The sequence below is a fragment of the Chelatococcus sp. KU-N122 genome (genome assembly GCF_055391085.1).
In genome coordinates this window covers 5552069-5565221 of record NZ_AP043981.1, presented here as the reverse complement: position 1 = coordinate 5565221, position 13153 = coordinate 5552069, and the positions used below count along the sequence as shown (strand labels likewise).

Here is a 13153-nt window from a genome sequence, read left to right as displayed (position 1 = left end):
GCTCGCCGCGCCGGTTCGCCGCGACTCGGCCTGCTGCCATCGGCGGCGTGAGGTGATCTTCCCCCGCGCCGTGCCGCAACCGATGCGATATAGAAGGGGAATCGTCGGTTCGGCTGCCCGGCCGCGGCACGCTGCGGCTCCATGGCGCGTTTGGAACGGGGACTGAAACACGGATGAACGAACAGACCGAGCTGCTGCAGGCCGTGCAGCGCGAGCCGGTGGTCAAGCACGTTCACCGCGAGCTGCGCCGCGCGATCCTGCAAGGGCGTTTTCCACCTCAGTCGCGGCTGGTCGAGACCTCGCTGGCACAGCTCCTTCAGGTCAGCCGAACGCCGGTGCGCGAGGCGATCTCCAAGCTGGAGAGCGAGGGGCTGGTCCGCCGCCTGCGCGGTGGGGGCGTGGTCGTGGAGGACACGACGGCGAAGCTGTCCGAGGTCGTCATCCTGCGGCAGGCGCTAGAGGGTGCGGCGGTTCGCCTGGCGTGCGTGCGCGCCAGCGACGCGGAGATCGAGCAACTGCTGGCGTCATGCGAGGATGCGCGCCTCGCCTTGCCGAGCGCCACGGTGCAATTGCGCTCGGCGCTCGACCGCGAGTTTCACATGCGCATCGCTCAGGCGTCGCACAGCACCCGGGTCATCAGCCTGGTCGAGGAATTCTATGAGTATTCCTACGGCGAGCTATCGCCGGGACGAAACGTGGATGATCTCGCCCGCCTGCAAATGCAGCACATTGCCATTGCCCAGGCGCTGAGAGCGCGGGATCCGCTGCGGGCCGAACAGGAGATTCGCGATCATCTGGAGACCGTCGCGCAAATCGCCCGCGGCCGAGCCGACAGCTGACCCATTCCTGCGGCGTGGGCGCGGCCGCGACGCTCAGCGCGGCGCGCCGGCCCCGACGGGAAATGTCAGTACCTCGCTCGTATAGGTCTCGACCACCTCCGAGAACGGCCGGCGCCCGCCATCGAAGAGGACGGCGCGATGCTCGAAGAGCCGCGGCGGAATCGGCAGCGGCCCGGCGGCGGCAGGCGGGCAATCGGCGGCGGCGGACGACGGGGCGGCGAGCTCCCAGCCGTCCGGTAGCGGCGACCACAGCAGCTTGGCGTCCACCGTCTTGCGGTCGAAGTTCAGCCCCTGCACGGCGCGGCCGAACGGCGTGTCGGTCGTCTCCAGCACGCGGTTCATCTCGGGCGTCAGCCGGCTCGGCACGTACCAGTTGTCGGCCTCCGACAGCACATGGTCGCCACAGGCCAATTGCACCCGCCGGTACTTCACCGGCTCCTCGGGCCCGATCTGCAACCGCTGCCGCTGCTCCTCGCTGATCGGCTTCTCCGCACCGCGCACCAGTTGGGCCACGATCTTGGCCTGCGGCGCGATACGATGGTCGGCGCACCATTTGTCCAGGGTGAAGGTGGCGCTGCGGGCGCTCAGCAGGGTCGCGTTGAGCGTCTGCATCAGCGCGAAGGCCCGCACGCGGCCGGCGTAGTCATCCGGGAACGTCGAGCGGGCTTCGGCCCTGGCACCGAATGACGACGCCAGCGGCATGGTCGACAGTGTTGCAGCCGTCACGGCAAGACGAACCCAACCGGCCATGACGCCCTCCTTCCACTGGCATGAGCGAACCGGCAACAGGGCATCTCCATCCGACATGCTCCAACTCGCGGCATCCGGTGCGCCTTTCGCCGGCGGGGCGAAGCTGGCCGATCGGGACGCGCCTCAGGGCTTCGGGAGCGCGACCAGCGGCGCAGGCTGCTCCTCGGGCTTCGGCTCCACCGCCGTGCTCAGCACTTCACGCGTGAAGGTCTCGAGCGTCAAGGACATCGGATGGAGGCCCTCGTTCCGCAGCACCGTGCGATGCTCGAACACCCGCCAGGGGACCACCAGGGGCCGGAGGGTCGACCCGTGGCCCGCGACGGGGCCCGCGGCCGGCGGAGCAAGATGCTCGGCGGACCTGAACGGTGCCCAGAGCAGCGTGTTCTGCACGCCGATGCGCACCGGCCGCATCGGCTCCGCCGCCTGCTCGAACAGCACGTCGGCAGCCAGGCTCTCGCCGAGGCCCGCCGGCAGGCGACGGGGGACATACCAGGTGTTCGCCCAGCCGAGGAGCAGTTCTCCGCACCTCATCTCGACGCGGCGGTAGGAAGCGGACGCCTCGTCCTCCACCTCCAGGTGGCTCCGCACCTCCTCGGTGAACGGCTCGGTCGCCCCGGGAACGAGGTGCAACGCGAGCGTCGGATCGGCGGCGAGCTTGTGCTCGCGGCACCAAGTCTGCAGAGCCGCTGCGGTGCCGGAACGAACCATCGTGCCGCTCAACCGTTGCAGCGCCGAGAAGGCTTGCACCTTCCCCATCCACGTGTCGGGGAAGCGGCATGTGAAGAGGTGGTCCCCTTCCGGCTTGTAGCCGAAGCCGTGCGGAACCAATGCGTCCGACGGTGTGTCCACACTCATCGTCGATCTTCTCCTGCTGTTGACCGGAGCATTTTCGCAATCGGCTGAAATGCGCCGGGCGGCCGGCCGTCCTGCGACCCCGCCAGCAAGCTATGCACGCGGTGCGGCCAAACCAAGGGCGGCGTGGGTTGTCCAGCGGCCGAAGGCTGGTGTAAGTCGTCCGCTTATGACGTTTGTCAGCACGGCCCGCTACCCGGCCGGGTCGGCGCTGAGGCGCTTGTCCTGTACCGCTCTCGCCACCATTCTCGTTCTCGGCCCGCTCCCCGAATCACTCCGTACCGGAACAGCGCTCGCCGCTCAGACCAGGTTGCCTGGCACCGGGCCGTTGCCCCCGGCCCGCCCCGACCGGCTCGGCGGCGCGGCGGATGCCCCATCGCAGTACGAGTCGGCACCTCCGACGCAAGACCCTTCGACCGCCCAGCCCGGCGATGCCGGCGGCGCCCCCGGCGCCGCACCGGCCCGCAAGCTGGTGCCGGCGTGGGGGCCGTCGGAGGCTGACGAGGAGCCGGACCTGCCGGGCCGCGCGCCGCTGCCGCCGCCGCGCCCCGCCTTTCGCGGCGATCCGGCCGCCCCGCCCGGCCCCGAGGCGCTGCCGGAAACGACCCTGCCGCCGGACGCACAGCCTAAAAGCGAGCAGCCGCCCGGGCTGCCGTCATGGTGGCCGTTCGGCCGCCAGACTCCCCCCGCCCCGGGCCAGGAGGCGGAGCCGACCCCGAGCCCCGGCGAGCCGACGCCCCGCCGCCGCGGCAAGCGCCAGCGCATCATCCCCACTGACGCAGAGGTCAACCAATGCGTCGCCCGCCTCCGCGCCAAAGGCGCCGACGTGGAGCGGATCGCCCCCATCGTCAGCGGCGGCTGCGGCATACCGCTCGGCGTCCGGCTGTCACGCCTGCCAGGCGATCTGCCGCTCAGCATCCCCGCCAACATGACCTGCGCCCTGGCCGAGAAGGTGGAGGAATGGGTGGCGACCGTGGTGCGTCCGACGGCGAAAGCCAGGTTCGCCTCGCGGCCGACAAAGCTGCTGGTCGGCCCGACCTACCAGTGCCGGACCATGAATCATCAGCCGGGTGCCAAACTGAGCGAGCACGCCTTCGGCAACGCCATGGACGTCGCCGGTTTCGAATTCGACGCCCATGCCACGTTCAAGGTCGGCTTCAAGGCGGCTCGCTCCGAGGACGGCGCCTTCCAGGCCGAGATCCGCGGCCACGCCTGCGAGCTGTTCGACACCGTGCTGGGCCCCGGCGCCGACCCCTTCCACTCCACGCATCTGCACGTCGACCTGCGCAATCGTGGCCCGGGCCGCCACATCTGCCGATAGCCCGGGCGCGGCTCCACCGGACAACGCCGCTTTGCCAACGGATGGTTCATCCGATGGCAAAGCGCTTTAGCTAGCGGTTGCCGCTGCTCGATGCTTCCTGGATATGCCGGAGCACCGCGTCGAGGTTGAACGAGGCCGGCTTCTGACGCGGCGGAAATTTCTCGAACGCCTCGATCTGCTGCGCGACCACGGCCTGCATCCCATACAGCAAGTAGGCGTGTGAGATCACCCAGTCCCAGTACGTGTTGGAATTCTCGTCGGCGCGCTCGAACGGATCGCGGCGCAGATTGAACATCTTCGGCGCCCGCAGCTTCACGAACGGCTCGAACCAGCACATGAGCTGGTGCGCCCGCTGCTCCATCAGGACCATCTTCCAGTCGTTGACCCGGATGGCCAGAATGTCGCCGTCGTCGCTGATGTAGAAAAAGAACTTTCGCGGCCCCTCCTTCGCCTCGCCGGACAGGTAAGGGGTCATATTGTAGCCGTCGAGATGTACCTTATAGGTCCTGTCGCCGACCGTGTGGCCGGTGAGCAGCTTTTTACCGATATCCGCCTCGCCCGCGGCCGCAAGGAATGTCGGCAGCCAATCCTGATGGCTGACGATATCGTTGAACACCGAGCCTGGCTTGATCGTGCCCGGCCAGCGCACGAAGGTCGGGACCCGCCAGCCGCCTTCCCAGTTGGTGTTCTTCTCGCTGCGGTAGGGCGTGATCCCGGCATCCGGCCAGCTATTGTAGTGCGGGCCATTATCCGTCGAATACATCACGATGGTGTTGTCGGCGATGCCGAGCTCGTCGAGCTTGTCCAGCAGCGTGCCGATATGCTCGTCGTGCGCCACCATCACGTCATTGTAGTCGCCCTGGCCGCCGCTCTTGCCCTTGTGCTTTTCGGCGCAATGGGTGCGGAAATGCATGGCCGTCGTGTTGTACCAGACGAAGAACGGCTTGCCGGCCTTGTGACTCTCGTCGATGAACGCCAGGGTGCGCGCGGTGGTCTCGTCGTCGATGGTTTCCATCCGCTTCTTGGTCAGCGGACCGGTGTCCTCGATCGTCTGGCCACCCTTCCCATCGGACAGGCAGTGCAACACGCCGCGCGGTCCGAAGCGCTTCTTGAACTCGGGGTCCTTGGGATAGTCAGGGTCCTCGGGCTCCTCCTCGGCATTCAAGTGGTAGAGGTTGCCAAAGAATTCGTCGAACCCGTGCAGCGTCGGCAGGCACTCGTCCTTGTCGCCGAGATGGTTCTTGCCGAACTGGCCGGTGACGTAGCCCAGCGGTTTCAGCAGGCTGGCAATGGTCGGATCCTCCGCCTTGATGCCGACATCGGCGCCCGGCATGCCGACCTTTGTCAGGCCCGTGCGGATCGGGTTCTGGCCGGTGATGAAGGCGGCGCGGCCGGCGGTGCAGCTCTGCTGGCCATAGTAGTCCGTGAAGGCGGCGCCTTCATTGGCGATGCGGTCGATGTTGGGCGTGCGGTAGCCCATCTGGCCGCGGCTGTTGTAGCTGATGTTCCACCAGCCGATGTCGTCGCCCCACAGGATGAGAATGTTCGGCTTGTCGGTCTTGGCCATGTCAGTTTCCTTTCCCCGGCCCTACAGAACACTTTCGCGACTGTGCCTCGGTGAGAAACTCTTTAGATCAGACGGAATAGCACTGCGAAGAAAGCAAAGAGGCCGATGAGGATCAGCAGCACGCAAATCCCGACGACCGGCGTCTGCAAACCTTCCTTTGTCATTCCGGCAATCTGAGCGAAGTTGCCGCCCCACAAGTAGCGCAGCGTCCACCAGTACTGCCAGAGTGAGACGATCAGCCCCACGATACCGCAGAAGATCAGCGCCAGGCCCAGATAGCGAGGCGCCTCCGGCAGACGGGCCGGGTGAGCGCCGGGCAGATCTCGCAAACGCTCGAAGAACTGCACGATGGTGAAGCCAAACCCGATCAGCGACACCGCCGTCCGCACCCACGACATTAACGTTCGCTCGACGGACAGTCTTGTGCGGATCCAGCCAAAGTGAGTGTCCGCCGTGACTCGGACCGCGAAGCGGTCCGTGCCGGTTTCTGCGGCCTGGTCAACGGGCCTCGTCGGATCGCTCACTCCGGCCCCCCTGGCAATGGGCCGCGCCGTTGGCCCGCAATCCGCGCCACGGGGCCGCGCACCAGCACGTACGGAACAAAGGCGAGCAGCACCGCCACGACGACCGCTTCAGCCGGATAGAACGTTCTGAACACCAGAACCTGGTAGATCAGGTCCATCACAAGCCCGAGCAGGATGATCCTGGCGGTCGCCGTCAGTCCCTCGCGCAGCCGCTCGGTGCGCTCCCGCGGATGGTACAGCACGGCCGGCAGAAACGGCAGGCGGTTGCTCCGCGCGTCCTTCCGTCCGTCATGGATCGCGGCGAGGATCGCCATCGCCGGCTGCAGGATGAAGCGGAATTTCAGTGGTCCATCGGGCCTGATCAGCAATTCGTGCCACAGACGCTGAAGCACCTGCGTACTCAGTCCGTTGATGAAGATGCCGGCAAGAACCAGCAGAACGAGAAGTGTCAACACCAACCGGGGCAGCGCGCCGAGGCGGGGAGCTGCGTGGAGCTGCGGCGGGTCGGTGTTGATCATCGCAGTGCCTCACAACACCGGTACATGGGCGATCGCTCCATCGCGCACGTCGACGACGACAGCAGCATCCCGCATCGTGGCCGCGCCAACAAGCTCGACATTTGGATGGCTAGATGTGGAGCCTCAACAGGTTGTTCTCGGTCCAGCCGAGGCGGCTGATGGGTGTCTGAGATTTAATCCCGCCATGGGGTCGATGCCAGTTGTATCGGTGCAGCCACGGCGCCAGCGCGGCGGCGCGCTGATCTGAGGTCTGGTAGGGCTGGGCATAGGCCCACTCTCGCAAGGATGTCTGGACGAAGCGCTCGGCCTTGCCGTTGGTCTTGGGCGTGTAGGGTTTGGTGCGGATGTGCTTGAGGCCCAGGTCCCGGCACAGGTCGCGGAAGGCGTGGGATTTGTCGCAGGCGCCGTTGTCGGTCATGACGCCGGTCACGGCGACGCCGAGGCTGGCGTAGTAAGCGATTGCGGCCTTCAGGAAGGCCGTGGCGCTTTGTTTCTTCTCATCCGGCCGCACCTGGTTGAAGGCGATGCGCGAGGCGTCGTCTATGCAGACATGGACGTACTCCCAGCCTGCGCCCCAGCTCTTGCCGCTGCGCCGGCCCCGGGTGCTGCTCTGGCGCGTTCGATCACCGGTGATGCGGTGGCCGACCTGATCGAAGCGGCCGAGCTTCTTGATGTCGATGTGGATCAGCTCTCCGGGCGTCTGGCGCTCGTAGCGCACAATCGGCGCCGGCGGCTCCAGGTCCCTGATCCGGCTCAACCTGGCGCGCCGCAGGATGCGGCTGACCGTGGCGGGCGAGACCTTGGTCTGCTTGGCGATCTGCTGGCCCGTCCAGCGCTGACGACGCAGCGCGACAATCCAGTCAGCGATCTCAACGGGTGTTGGCTGACGCACCGCCTTGGGCCGCGAGGAGCGATCGACCAAGCCCGCCGCCCCTTGGGAGCGAAACCGCTCGACCCACTTCCTGACCGTCTTGGCGTCGACGCCGAACGCCGTGGCCACCGCCTTCGGCGTCTGGCCTTCATCCAACACGCGCCGCACCAACTCGGCTCGACTGAGCGGTGTCAGCCGGGCATTCTTATGCACGTTCATCCGGTCCTCCGGGGCTCTGAAGCTTCGCAACCTCAGCTTCCACGGACAGGACCGGATGGACAACCTATTGAGAGCTCACAGCTAGAGCGCTTCGCGCTTGGGCGGACTCGCCCAATCGCAAAAGAAGCGCTCCAGATGCATAAAGTTAGGAGCATTTCTTGCAGTTGGGTGATCCCATCCAATGGCGAAATGCTCTAGCACGAGCTAGGATTTGCCATTGTTCACTGATGGATATTTTGCAGCGCAAGGCGAGACACGCAGCACTGTTCGAGCAAGTTGCGTCGGAGATCGGCTTGCCTCACTCGATCGATCCTCGCAGGCGCCCTTGAACGCAAGATGACTGAGAACCGTCGTTGCGCGTTGGGGAGGTGGCCGCCGTTCGCCGCGACAGGCGATCTCCGCCAGGCCATCCCGAGCTGCGGCTGTGGTGCGGCCAAAAAAGAGCTTTTCCATCGCGTCGGCGGCGCTACAATGCGCTTCAGTACCGATGAGTACCGCCACGCGTCGTATCAGTACTGCCCGGTCCGCTCGGGCCAGGCTCGAAAGCGCGGCCGCCGGACGTCGTCCGATCGCGACGCGCCCCGACACTAAGAGTGCCTCCCCCAGCCGGTTCGCTGAGGGCGGCGCAGCGGAAGAGATCGGCAAGAGCATACCGCGACCATCTCGGGCGCGACCGGAGGAAACGATGATCTACACCGAGCAGCATCACGAGCTGATGCGCAGCGTCACCAAATTCGTCGAAACGGAGATCGATCCGCACGCCGAGGAGTGGGAGCGCGACGGCATCTTCCCGGCTCACGAGCTGTTCAAGAAGATGGGCCAGCAGGGGCTGCTCGGCATCGACAAGCCGGAGCAATTCGGCGGTCTCGGTCTCGACTACAGCTATGAGCTCGCCTTCTGCGAAGCCCTCGGCGCCACCAAGTGCGCCTCGATCGGCATGGCGGTCGGCGTGCAGACGGACATGGCGACGCCGGCGCTGGCCAAGCATGGCTCCGACGCGCTCAGGGCCGAGTTCCTCGCCCCGTCGATCGCCGGCGACTACGTCGCCTGCCTCGGCGTGTCCGAGGTCGGCGCGGGCTCCGACGTCGCATCCCTCAAGACCACGGCCCGCAAGGACGGCGACGACTACGTAATCAACGGCGGCAAGATGTGGACGACCAACGGCACCCAGGCCGACTGGATCTGCCTGCTCGCCAACACGTCGGACGGCCAGGTCCACCGCAACAAGAGCCTGATCTGCGTGCCGATGAAGACCAAGGGGGTCCAGATCGCGCGCAAGCTCGACAAGATGGGCATGCGGGCTTCCGACACGGCCCAGATCTATTTCGACGATGTGCGGGTGCCGCAGCGCAATCGCATCGGCGAGGAAGGCAAGGGCTTCACCTACCAGATGGAGCAGTTCCAGATCGAGCGGCTGTGGGGCGCCGCCGGCCACCTCGTCGGGATGGAACGAGCGATCGCCATGACCATCGAGTACACCGCCAACCGCCACGCCTTCGGCAAGTCGGTGCTCGACAACCAGGTGGTCCACTTCAAGATGGCCGAGCTGCAGACCAAGGTGGAGGCGCTGCGCTCGCTCGTCTACCGCGCCGCCGCCGGCTATGTCGCCGGCCAGGAGGTCACACAGCTCGCCTCCATGGCCAAGCTGACGGCCGGCCGGCTGGCCCGCGAGGTCACCGACAGCTGCCTGCAATACTGGGGCGGCATGGGATTCATGACCGAGAGCGAGATCTCGCGCATGTACCGCGACTCGCGGCTCACCTCGATCGGCGGCGGCGCCGACGAGGTCATGCTGACGATCATCTGCAAGGGCATGGGCATCCTGCCGGGCCAGCGCGCCAACCACTGACGGCGAGCGCGGCAGGGCCGGCCCGTCGGCCGGCCCTGCGCCATTTCTGAGCCAACAGATCGAAACGGACCGGTGCAGCAAACGCCGGCCGCCATCCGGAGGGTTACGACCATGCGCGGGCTGATGATGGACATGCCGCTGCTGCTGTCCGGCTTCGTCGAGTATGCCGGCAGGTATCACGGCGACGTCGAGGTCGTCGCCCGCGAGATCGAGGGCGACATCCACCGCTACACCTACGCGGACGCCCTGCAGCGCATCAAGCGTGTCGCCAAGGCGCTCAAGCGGCTGGGGGCCGATGAAGGCACCGTCGTCGGGACGCTCGCCTGGAACACCCACCGCCATTTCGAGATGTTCTACGCAGCGCCGGGCATCGGCGCCGTGCTGCACACGGTCAATCCGCGGCTGTTCGCCGACCAGATCGTCTACATCGTCAATCATGCGGAAGACCGCTTCCTCTTCGTCGACAAGCTGACCCTGCCGATCATCGAGGAGATCGCACCGCGGCTGACGACGGTCGAGGCGATCATCGTCATGGCCGCGGCCGACCGCATGCCGGAGACCAAGCTCACCAACGTGCACTGCTACGAGACGCTGATCGCCGGGGAGACCGACGACGATTTCCGCTGGCCGGTGTTCGACGAGAACACGGCGTCGACGATCTGCTACACCTCGGGCACGACGGGTGACCCCAAGGGCGTCGTCTATTCCCACCGCGCCGCGGTGCTGCAGACCCTGTCCGGGGCCAACTTCACCTTCCTGCCCGGCCACAGGAGCGGCCAGCTCGAGGTGATGATGCCGATGGCGCCCATGTTCCACGGCAACGCCTGGAACATGCCGTTCCTGGCCTGCTACACCGGCTCCAAGCTCGTCCTGCCAGGCCGCAACTATGAGCCGGACAAGCTCTATGAGCTGTTCGAAGGCGAGAAGGTGACGCTCACCGCCGGCGTGCCCAGCTTCTGGCTGATCCTGCTCGACTGGCTGAAACGCACCGGCAACAAGTTCTCGACGCTCCGGCTGTCGCTCTCTAGCGGCTCGGCGCCGCCGCGCAGCATGGTCGAGACGCTGGACCGCGACTACGGCGTCGAATACGTGCAGGCCTGGGGCATGACCGAAGCCCTCATGGCCACCATGCCGACGCCCAAGCCCCGCAAGGTCGAGCCCACGTTCAGCCAGCGCATCGACGATCGCATGAAGTCGGGCCGCGTCGCCTTCGGCGTGCAGGCGCGCATCGTCAACGACGACGGCGAGGAGCTGCCGCATGACGGCGTCACCTTCGGGCATCTGCGCGTGCGCGCGCCCTGGATCGCCTCCGCCTACCACAAGGGCATCCAGGCGTTGGACGACGACGGCTATCTGATGACCGGCGACATGGCCGTCATCGATGCGGACGGCTACATCACGCTGACCGACCGCTCCAAGGACGTGATCAAGTCGGGCGGCGAATGGATCAGCTCGATCCAGCTGGAGGACGCGGCGGCCAGCCACCCGGACGTGCTGCAATGCGCCGTCATCGCCATTCCCCACGAGAAATGGCAGGAGCGCCCGCTCCTGCTCGTGGTCCGGCGCCAGGGCGCGACGCTCGACGGCCCCACCCTGCTCGCGCACATGGCGCCGCGGGTGGCTAAATGGTGGCTGCCCGACGCGGTCGAGTTCCTCGACGCCTTCCCCATGACGGCGACGGGCAAGGTGCACAAACTCACCCTGCGCGGGCAGTTCAAGGACTACAAAGCCGTAGCCGGCTAAGGGAGGTCGACCATGAATCTCGAACCGAGCACCCGGGCGCGCGAGCTCGAAGCCAAGCTGTCCGCCTTCATGACCCGGCACGTCTATCCGGCGGAGCATCTCTACGACGAGCAGGTCGAGGCCGGCCATCGCGACCGTCGTCCGCCGATCCTGGAGGAGCTGAAGAAGCTGGCCCGGGCCGAGGGGCTGTGGAACCTGTTCCTGCCCGGCGACCACGGCGCCGGCCTCACCAACCTCGATTACGCGCCGCTGGCCGAGATCATGGGCCGCATCTCGTGGGCGTCCGAGATCTTCAACTGCTCGGCGCCGGACACCGGCAACATGGAGGTGCTGGCGCTCTACGGCACGCCCGCGCAGCAGAAGCAGTGGCTCGAGCCGCTGCTGGCCGGCGAGATCCGCTCGGCCTTCTCCATGACCGAGCCGGAAGTGGCCTCGAGCGATGCCACCAACATCCGCTGCAGCATCCTGCGCGACGGCGACCACTACGTCGTCAACGGCCGCAAATGGTTCACCTCCGGCGCCATGAGCGAAGACTGCAAGCTGCTCATCGTCATGGGAAAATCCGATCCGGACAATCCCAACAAGCACCAGCAGCAGTCGATGATCCTGGTGCCGCGCGACACGCCCGGCGTCCGCATCGTCCGCGACATGCGCGTGTTCGGCTACGACCACGCCCCCGTCGGCCATCCGGAGATCGTGTACGAGAACGTCCGCGTTCCGGCAGCCAACATGCTCCTCGGCGAGGGCCGCGGCTTCGAGATCGCGCAGGGGCGCCTTGGGCCGGGCCGCATCCACCATTGCATGCGGCTGATCGGCGTCGCGCAGCGGGCGCTGGAGCTGATGTGCAGGCGGGCGCAGAGCCGCATCGCCTTCGGCAAGGCGCTCGGCGACCAAGGCTCGGTGCGCGAGGACATCGCCAATTCGTGGTGCGAGATCGAGCAGGCGCGCCTGCTCACCCTGCGCGCCGCGGCGAAGATGGACCAGGACGGCAACAAGGCCGCCCGCGACCTCATCGCCGCCGCCAAGGTCGTGGTGCCGCGCATGGCCGTGGCGGTGATCGACCGCGCCATCCAGATCCACGGCGGGGCCGGCGTCTCCCAGGACACGTTCCTGGCCGAGGCCTACACCTACGCGCGCTTCATGCGCATCGGCGACGGGCCCGATCAGGTGCACCTCTCCCAGCTCGGGCGCACCCTGCTCAAGCGCTACGGCGAAGCGTGAGGCCGCGATGACCGCCGCGGCAAGCCGGCCAGCCGGGCCCTTCGACCTCACCGGCAAGGTCGCGCTGGTCACCGGGTCGACCATGGGCATCGGCGAGGGCATTGCACGGACGCTGGCTCGCGCCGGCGCCCACGTGGTCATCAGCAGCCGCAAGGCGGACGACTGCGCCCGCGTGGCGCAGGCGTTCCGCGACGAGGGGCTGAGCGCCGAGCCGCGGGCGTGCCACATCGGGCGCATGGAGGACATCGCCGCCATGGCCGCGCACCTGAGCGATAGCCACGGCGGCCTCGACATCCTCGTGAACAATGCGGTGCTCAGCCCGTGGCGGACGATCGACGACACCGATCCGCCGCTGTTCACCAAGGCGGTCGAGGTCAACCTGCGCGGCAACTGGTACCTCTCTGTGGAGGCGACCAAGCTGATGAAGCCGCGCGGCGGCGGCTCGATCGTCAACATCGCCTCGGTGGCAGCGCTGCACCCCGACAAGATGCTGGCCCTCTACTCGACGCTGAAGACCGCGATGATCGGCATGAGCCGCTCGTTTGCGCTCGAATACGGGCCGTTCGGCATCCGCGTGAACACGATCCTGCCCGGCGTGATCGAGACCAAGCTCTCGGCGGTGTTCGACGACGAGGCGCGTAAGAGCCTTCTCGCCGGCACCCCGCTCGGCCGGACGGGCCTGCCGGAGGAGATCGGCTACGCCGTCCTCTACCTCAGCGCCGCCAGCGGCGCCTTCGTCACAGGCGCAAGCCTCGTCATCGACGGCGGCCTGTCGATCACCTCGCACTGACGCGTCACGTCGGCAGCCGCGCGTCGAAACGCTGCAGCCGTCCGCTCCACCTGAGCCTGGACGCGGCGGCGAGGCTGCGCCCACAATGG

General features: G+C 67.0%; 12 protein-coding genes. 6 read left to right on the top strand and 6 right to left on the bottom strand.

The window, feature by feature from the left end; all coding sequences use genetic code 11:
- The first annotated feature begins 173 nt into the window (after nt 1–173).
- Nucleotides 174–839: a GntR family transcriptional regulator gene (locus tag ACZ5PO_RS25070; protein WP_464184674.1), complete on the top strand. Its 666-nt coding sequence runs from the start codon at nt 174–176 to the stop codon at nt 837–839.
- Nucleotides 840–872: 33 nt separating this feature from the next.
- On the opposite strand, the gene ACZ5PO_RS25065 is transcribed toward ACZ5PO_RS25070, so the two are convergent.
- Together ACZ5PO_RS25065 and ACZ5PO_RS25060 are read right to left on the bottom strand one after the other, a co-directional pair.
- Nucleotides 873–1589, bottom strand: a complete 717-nt coding sequence (locus ACZ5PO_RS25065) for a hypothetical protein (protein WP_464184673.1) — start codon at nt 1587–1589, stop codon at nt 873–875.
- Between the two features lie 123 nt (nt 1590–1712).
- On the bottom strand, nt 1713–2444 hold the full coding sequence (locus tag ACZ5PO_RS25060; RefSeq protein WP_464184670.1) for a hypothetical protein: 732 nt from the start codon (nt 2442–2444) through the stop codon (nt 1713–1715).
- A 217-nt stretch (nt 2445–2661) separates the two neighbouring features.
- Here ACZ5PO_RS25060 and ACZ5PO_RS25055 point away from each other — a divergent pair, with 217 nt between their 5' ends.
- Nucleotides 2662–3762: an extensin-like domain-containing protein gene (locus ACZ5PO_RS25055; protein WP_464184669.1), complete on the top strand. Its 1101-nt coding sequence runs from the start codon at nt 2662–2664 to the stop codon at nt 3760–3762.
- Between the two features lie 70 nt (nt 3763–3832).
- Here the strand turns inward: ACZ5PO_RS25055 and ACZ5PO_RS25050 are convergent, their stop codons facing one another.
- From ACZ5PO_RS25050 to ACZ5PO_RS25035, 4 genes are all read right to left on the bottom strand, one after another.
- The gene (locus ACZ5PO_RS25050; protein ID WP_464184668.1) at nt 3833–5329 is read right to left on the bottom strand and encodes an arylsulfatase; all 1497 of its coding nucleotides are present in this window, start codon (nt 5327–5329) and stop codon (nt 3833–3835) included.
- Nucleotides 5330–5391: 62 nt separating this feature from the next.
- Nucleotides 5392–5853 (bottom strand): YidH family protein, encoded by a 462-nt coding sequence (locus ACZ5PO_RS25045; protein WP_464184666.1) that lies wholly within the window; start codon nt 5851–5853, stop codon nt 5392–5394.
- Nucleotides 5850–6371, bottom strand: a complete 522-nt coding sequence (locus ACZ5PO_RS25040; protein ID WP_464184665.1) for a hypothetical protein — start codon at nt 6369–6371, stop codon at nt 5850–5852. The genes ACZ5PO_RS25045 and ACZ5PO_RS25040 overlap by 4 nt, the downstream gene beginning before the upstream one ends.
- 109 nt (nt 6372–6480) lie before the next feature.
- Nucleotides 6481–7461: an IS481 family transposase gene (locus tag ACZ5PO_RS25035; protein WP_464197032.1), complete on the bottom strand. Its 981-nt coding sequence runs from the start codon at nt 7459–7461 to the stop codon at nt 6481–6483.
- Between the two features lie 685 nt (nt 7462–8146).
- Here ACZ5PO_RS25035 and ACZ5PO_RS25030 point away from each other — a divergent pair.
- The 4 genes from ACZ5PO_RS25030 to ACZ5PO_RS25015 all read left to right on the top strand — a co-directional run bounded on the left by ACZ5PO_RS25030 (nt 8147) and on the right by ACZ5PO_RS25015 (nt 13064).
- The gene (locus tag ACZ5PO_RS25030) at nt 8147–9310 is read left to right on the top strand and encodes an acyl-CoA dehydrogenase family protein (RefSeq protein WP_464184663.1); all 1164 of its coding nucleotides are present in this window, start codon (nt 8147–8149) and stop codon (nt 9308–9310) included.
- A gap of 111 nt (nt 9311–9421) precedes the next feature.
- Entirely contained in the window at nt 9422–11053 is a 1632-nt protein-coding gene (locus ACZ5PO_RS25025; RefSeq protein ID WP_464184661.1) for a long-chain fatty acid--CoA ligase, read from the top strand.
- Nucleotides 11054–11065: 12 nt separating this feature from the next.
- Nucleotides 11066–12274, top strand: coding sequence for an acyl-CoA dehydrogenase family protein (locus tag ACZ5PO_RS25020; RefSeq protein WP_464184659.1), 1209 nt, complete (start codon nt 11066–11068; stop codon nt 12272–12274).
- Nucleotides 12275–12281: 7 nt separating this feature from the next.
- A complete protein-coding gene (locus ACZ5PO_RS25015; RefSeq protein ID WP_464184656.1) occupies nt 12282–13064 on the top strand; it encodes a glucose 1-dehydrogenase in 783 nt (260 codons plus the stop codon).
- The last annotated feature ends 89 nt before the right edge of the window (nt 13065–13153 follow it).

Coding starts and splice junctions, on each gene's coding strand:
- ACZ5PO_RS25015 (WP_464184656.1), top strand. CDS start 12,282: ATGACCGCCGCGGCAAGCCGGCCAGCCGGGCCCTTCGACCTCACCGGC.
- ACZ5PO_RS25050 (WP_464184668.1), bottom strand. CDS start 5,329: ATGGCCAAGACCGACAAGCCGAACATTCTCATCCTGTGGGGCGACGAC.
- ACZ5PO_RS25020 (WP_464184659.1), top strand. CDS start 11,066: ATGAATCTCGAACCGAGCACCCGGGCGCGCGAGCTCGAAGCCAAGCTG.
- ACZ5PO_RS25065 (WP_464184673.1), bottom strand. CDS start 1,589: ATGGCCGGTTGGGTTCGTCTTGCCGTGACGGCTGCAACACTGTCGACC.
- ACZ5PO_RS25025 (WP_464184661.1), top strand. CDS start 9,422: ATGCGCGGGCTGATGATGGACATGCCGCTGCTGCTGTCCGGCTTCGTC.
- ACZ5PO_RS25040 (WP_464184665.1), bottom strand. CDS start 6,371: ATGATCAACACCGACCCGCCGCAGCTCCACGCAGCTCCCCGCCTCGGC.
- ACZ5PO_RS25070 (WP_464184674.1), top strand. CDS start 174: ATGAACGAACAGACCGAGCTGCTGCAGGCCGTGCAGCGCGAGCCGGTG.
- ACZ5PO_RS25060 (WP_464184670.1), bottom strand. CDS start 2,444: ATGAGTGTGGACACACCGTCGGACGCATTGGTTCCGCACGGCTTCGGC.
- ACZ5PO_RS25035 (WP_464197032.1), bottom strand. CDS start 7,461: ATGAACGTGCATAAGAATGCCCGGCTGACACCGCTCAGTCGAGCCGAG.
- ACZ5PO_RS25030 (WP_464184663.1), top strand. CDS start 8,147: ATGATCTACACCGAGCAGCATCACGAGCTGATGCGCAGCGTCACCAAA.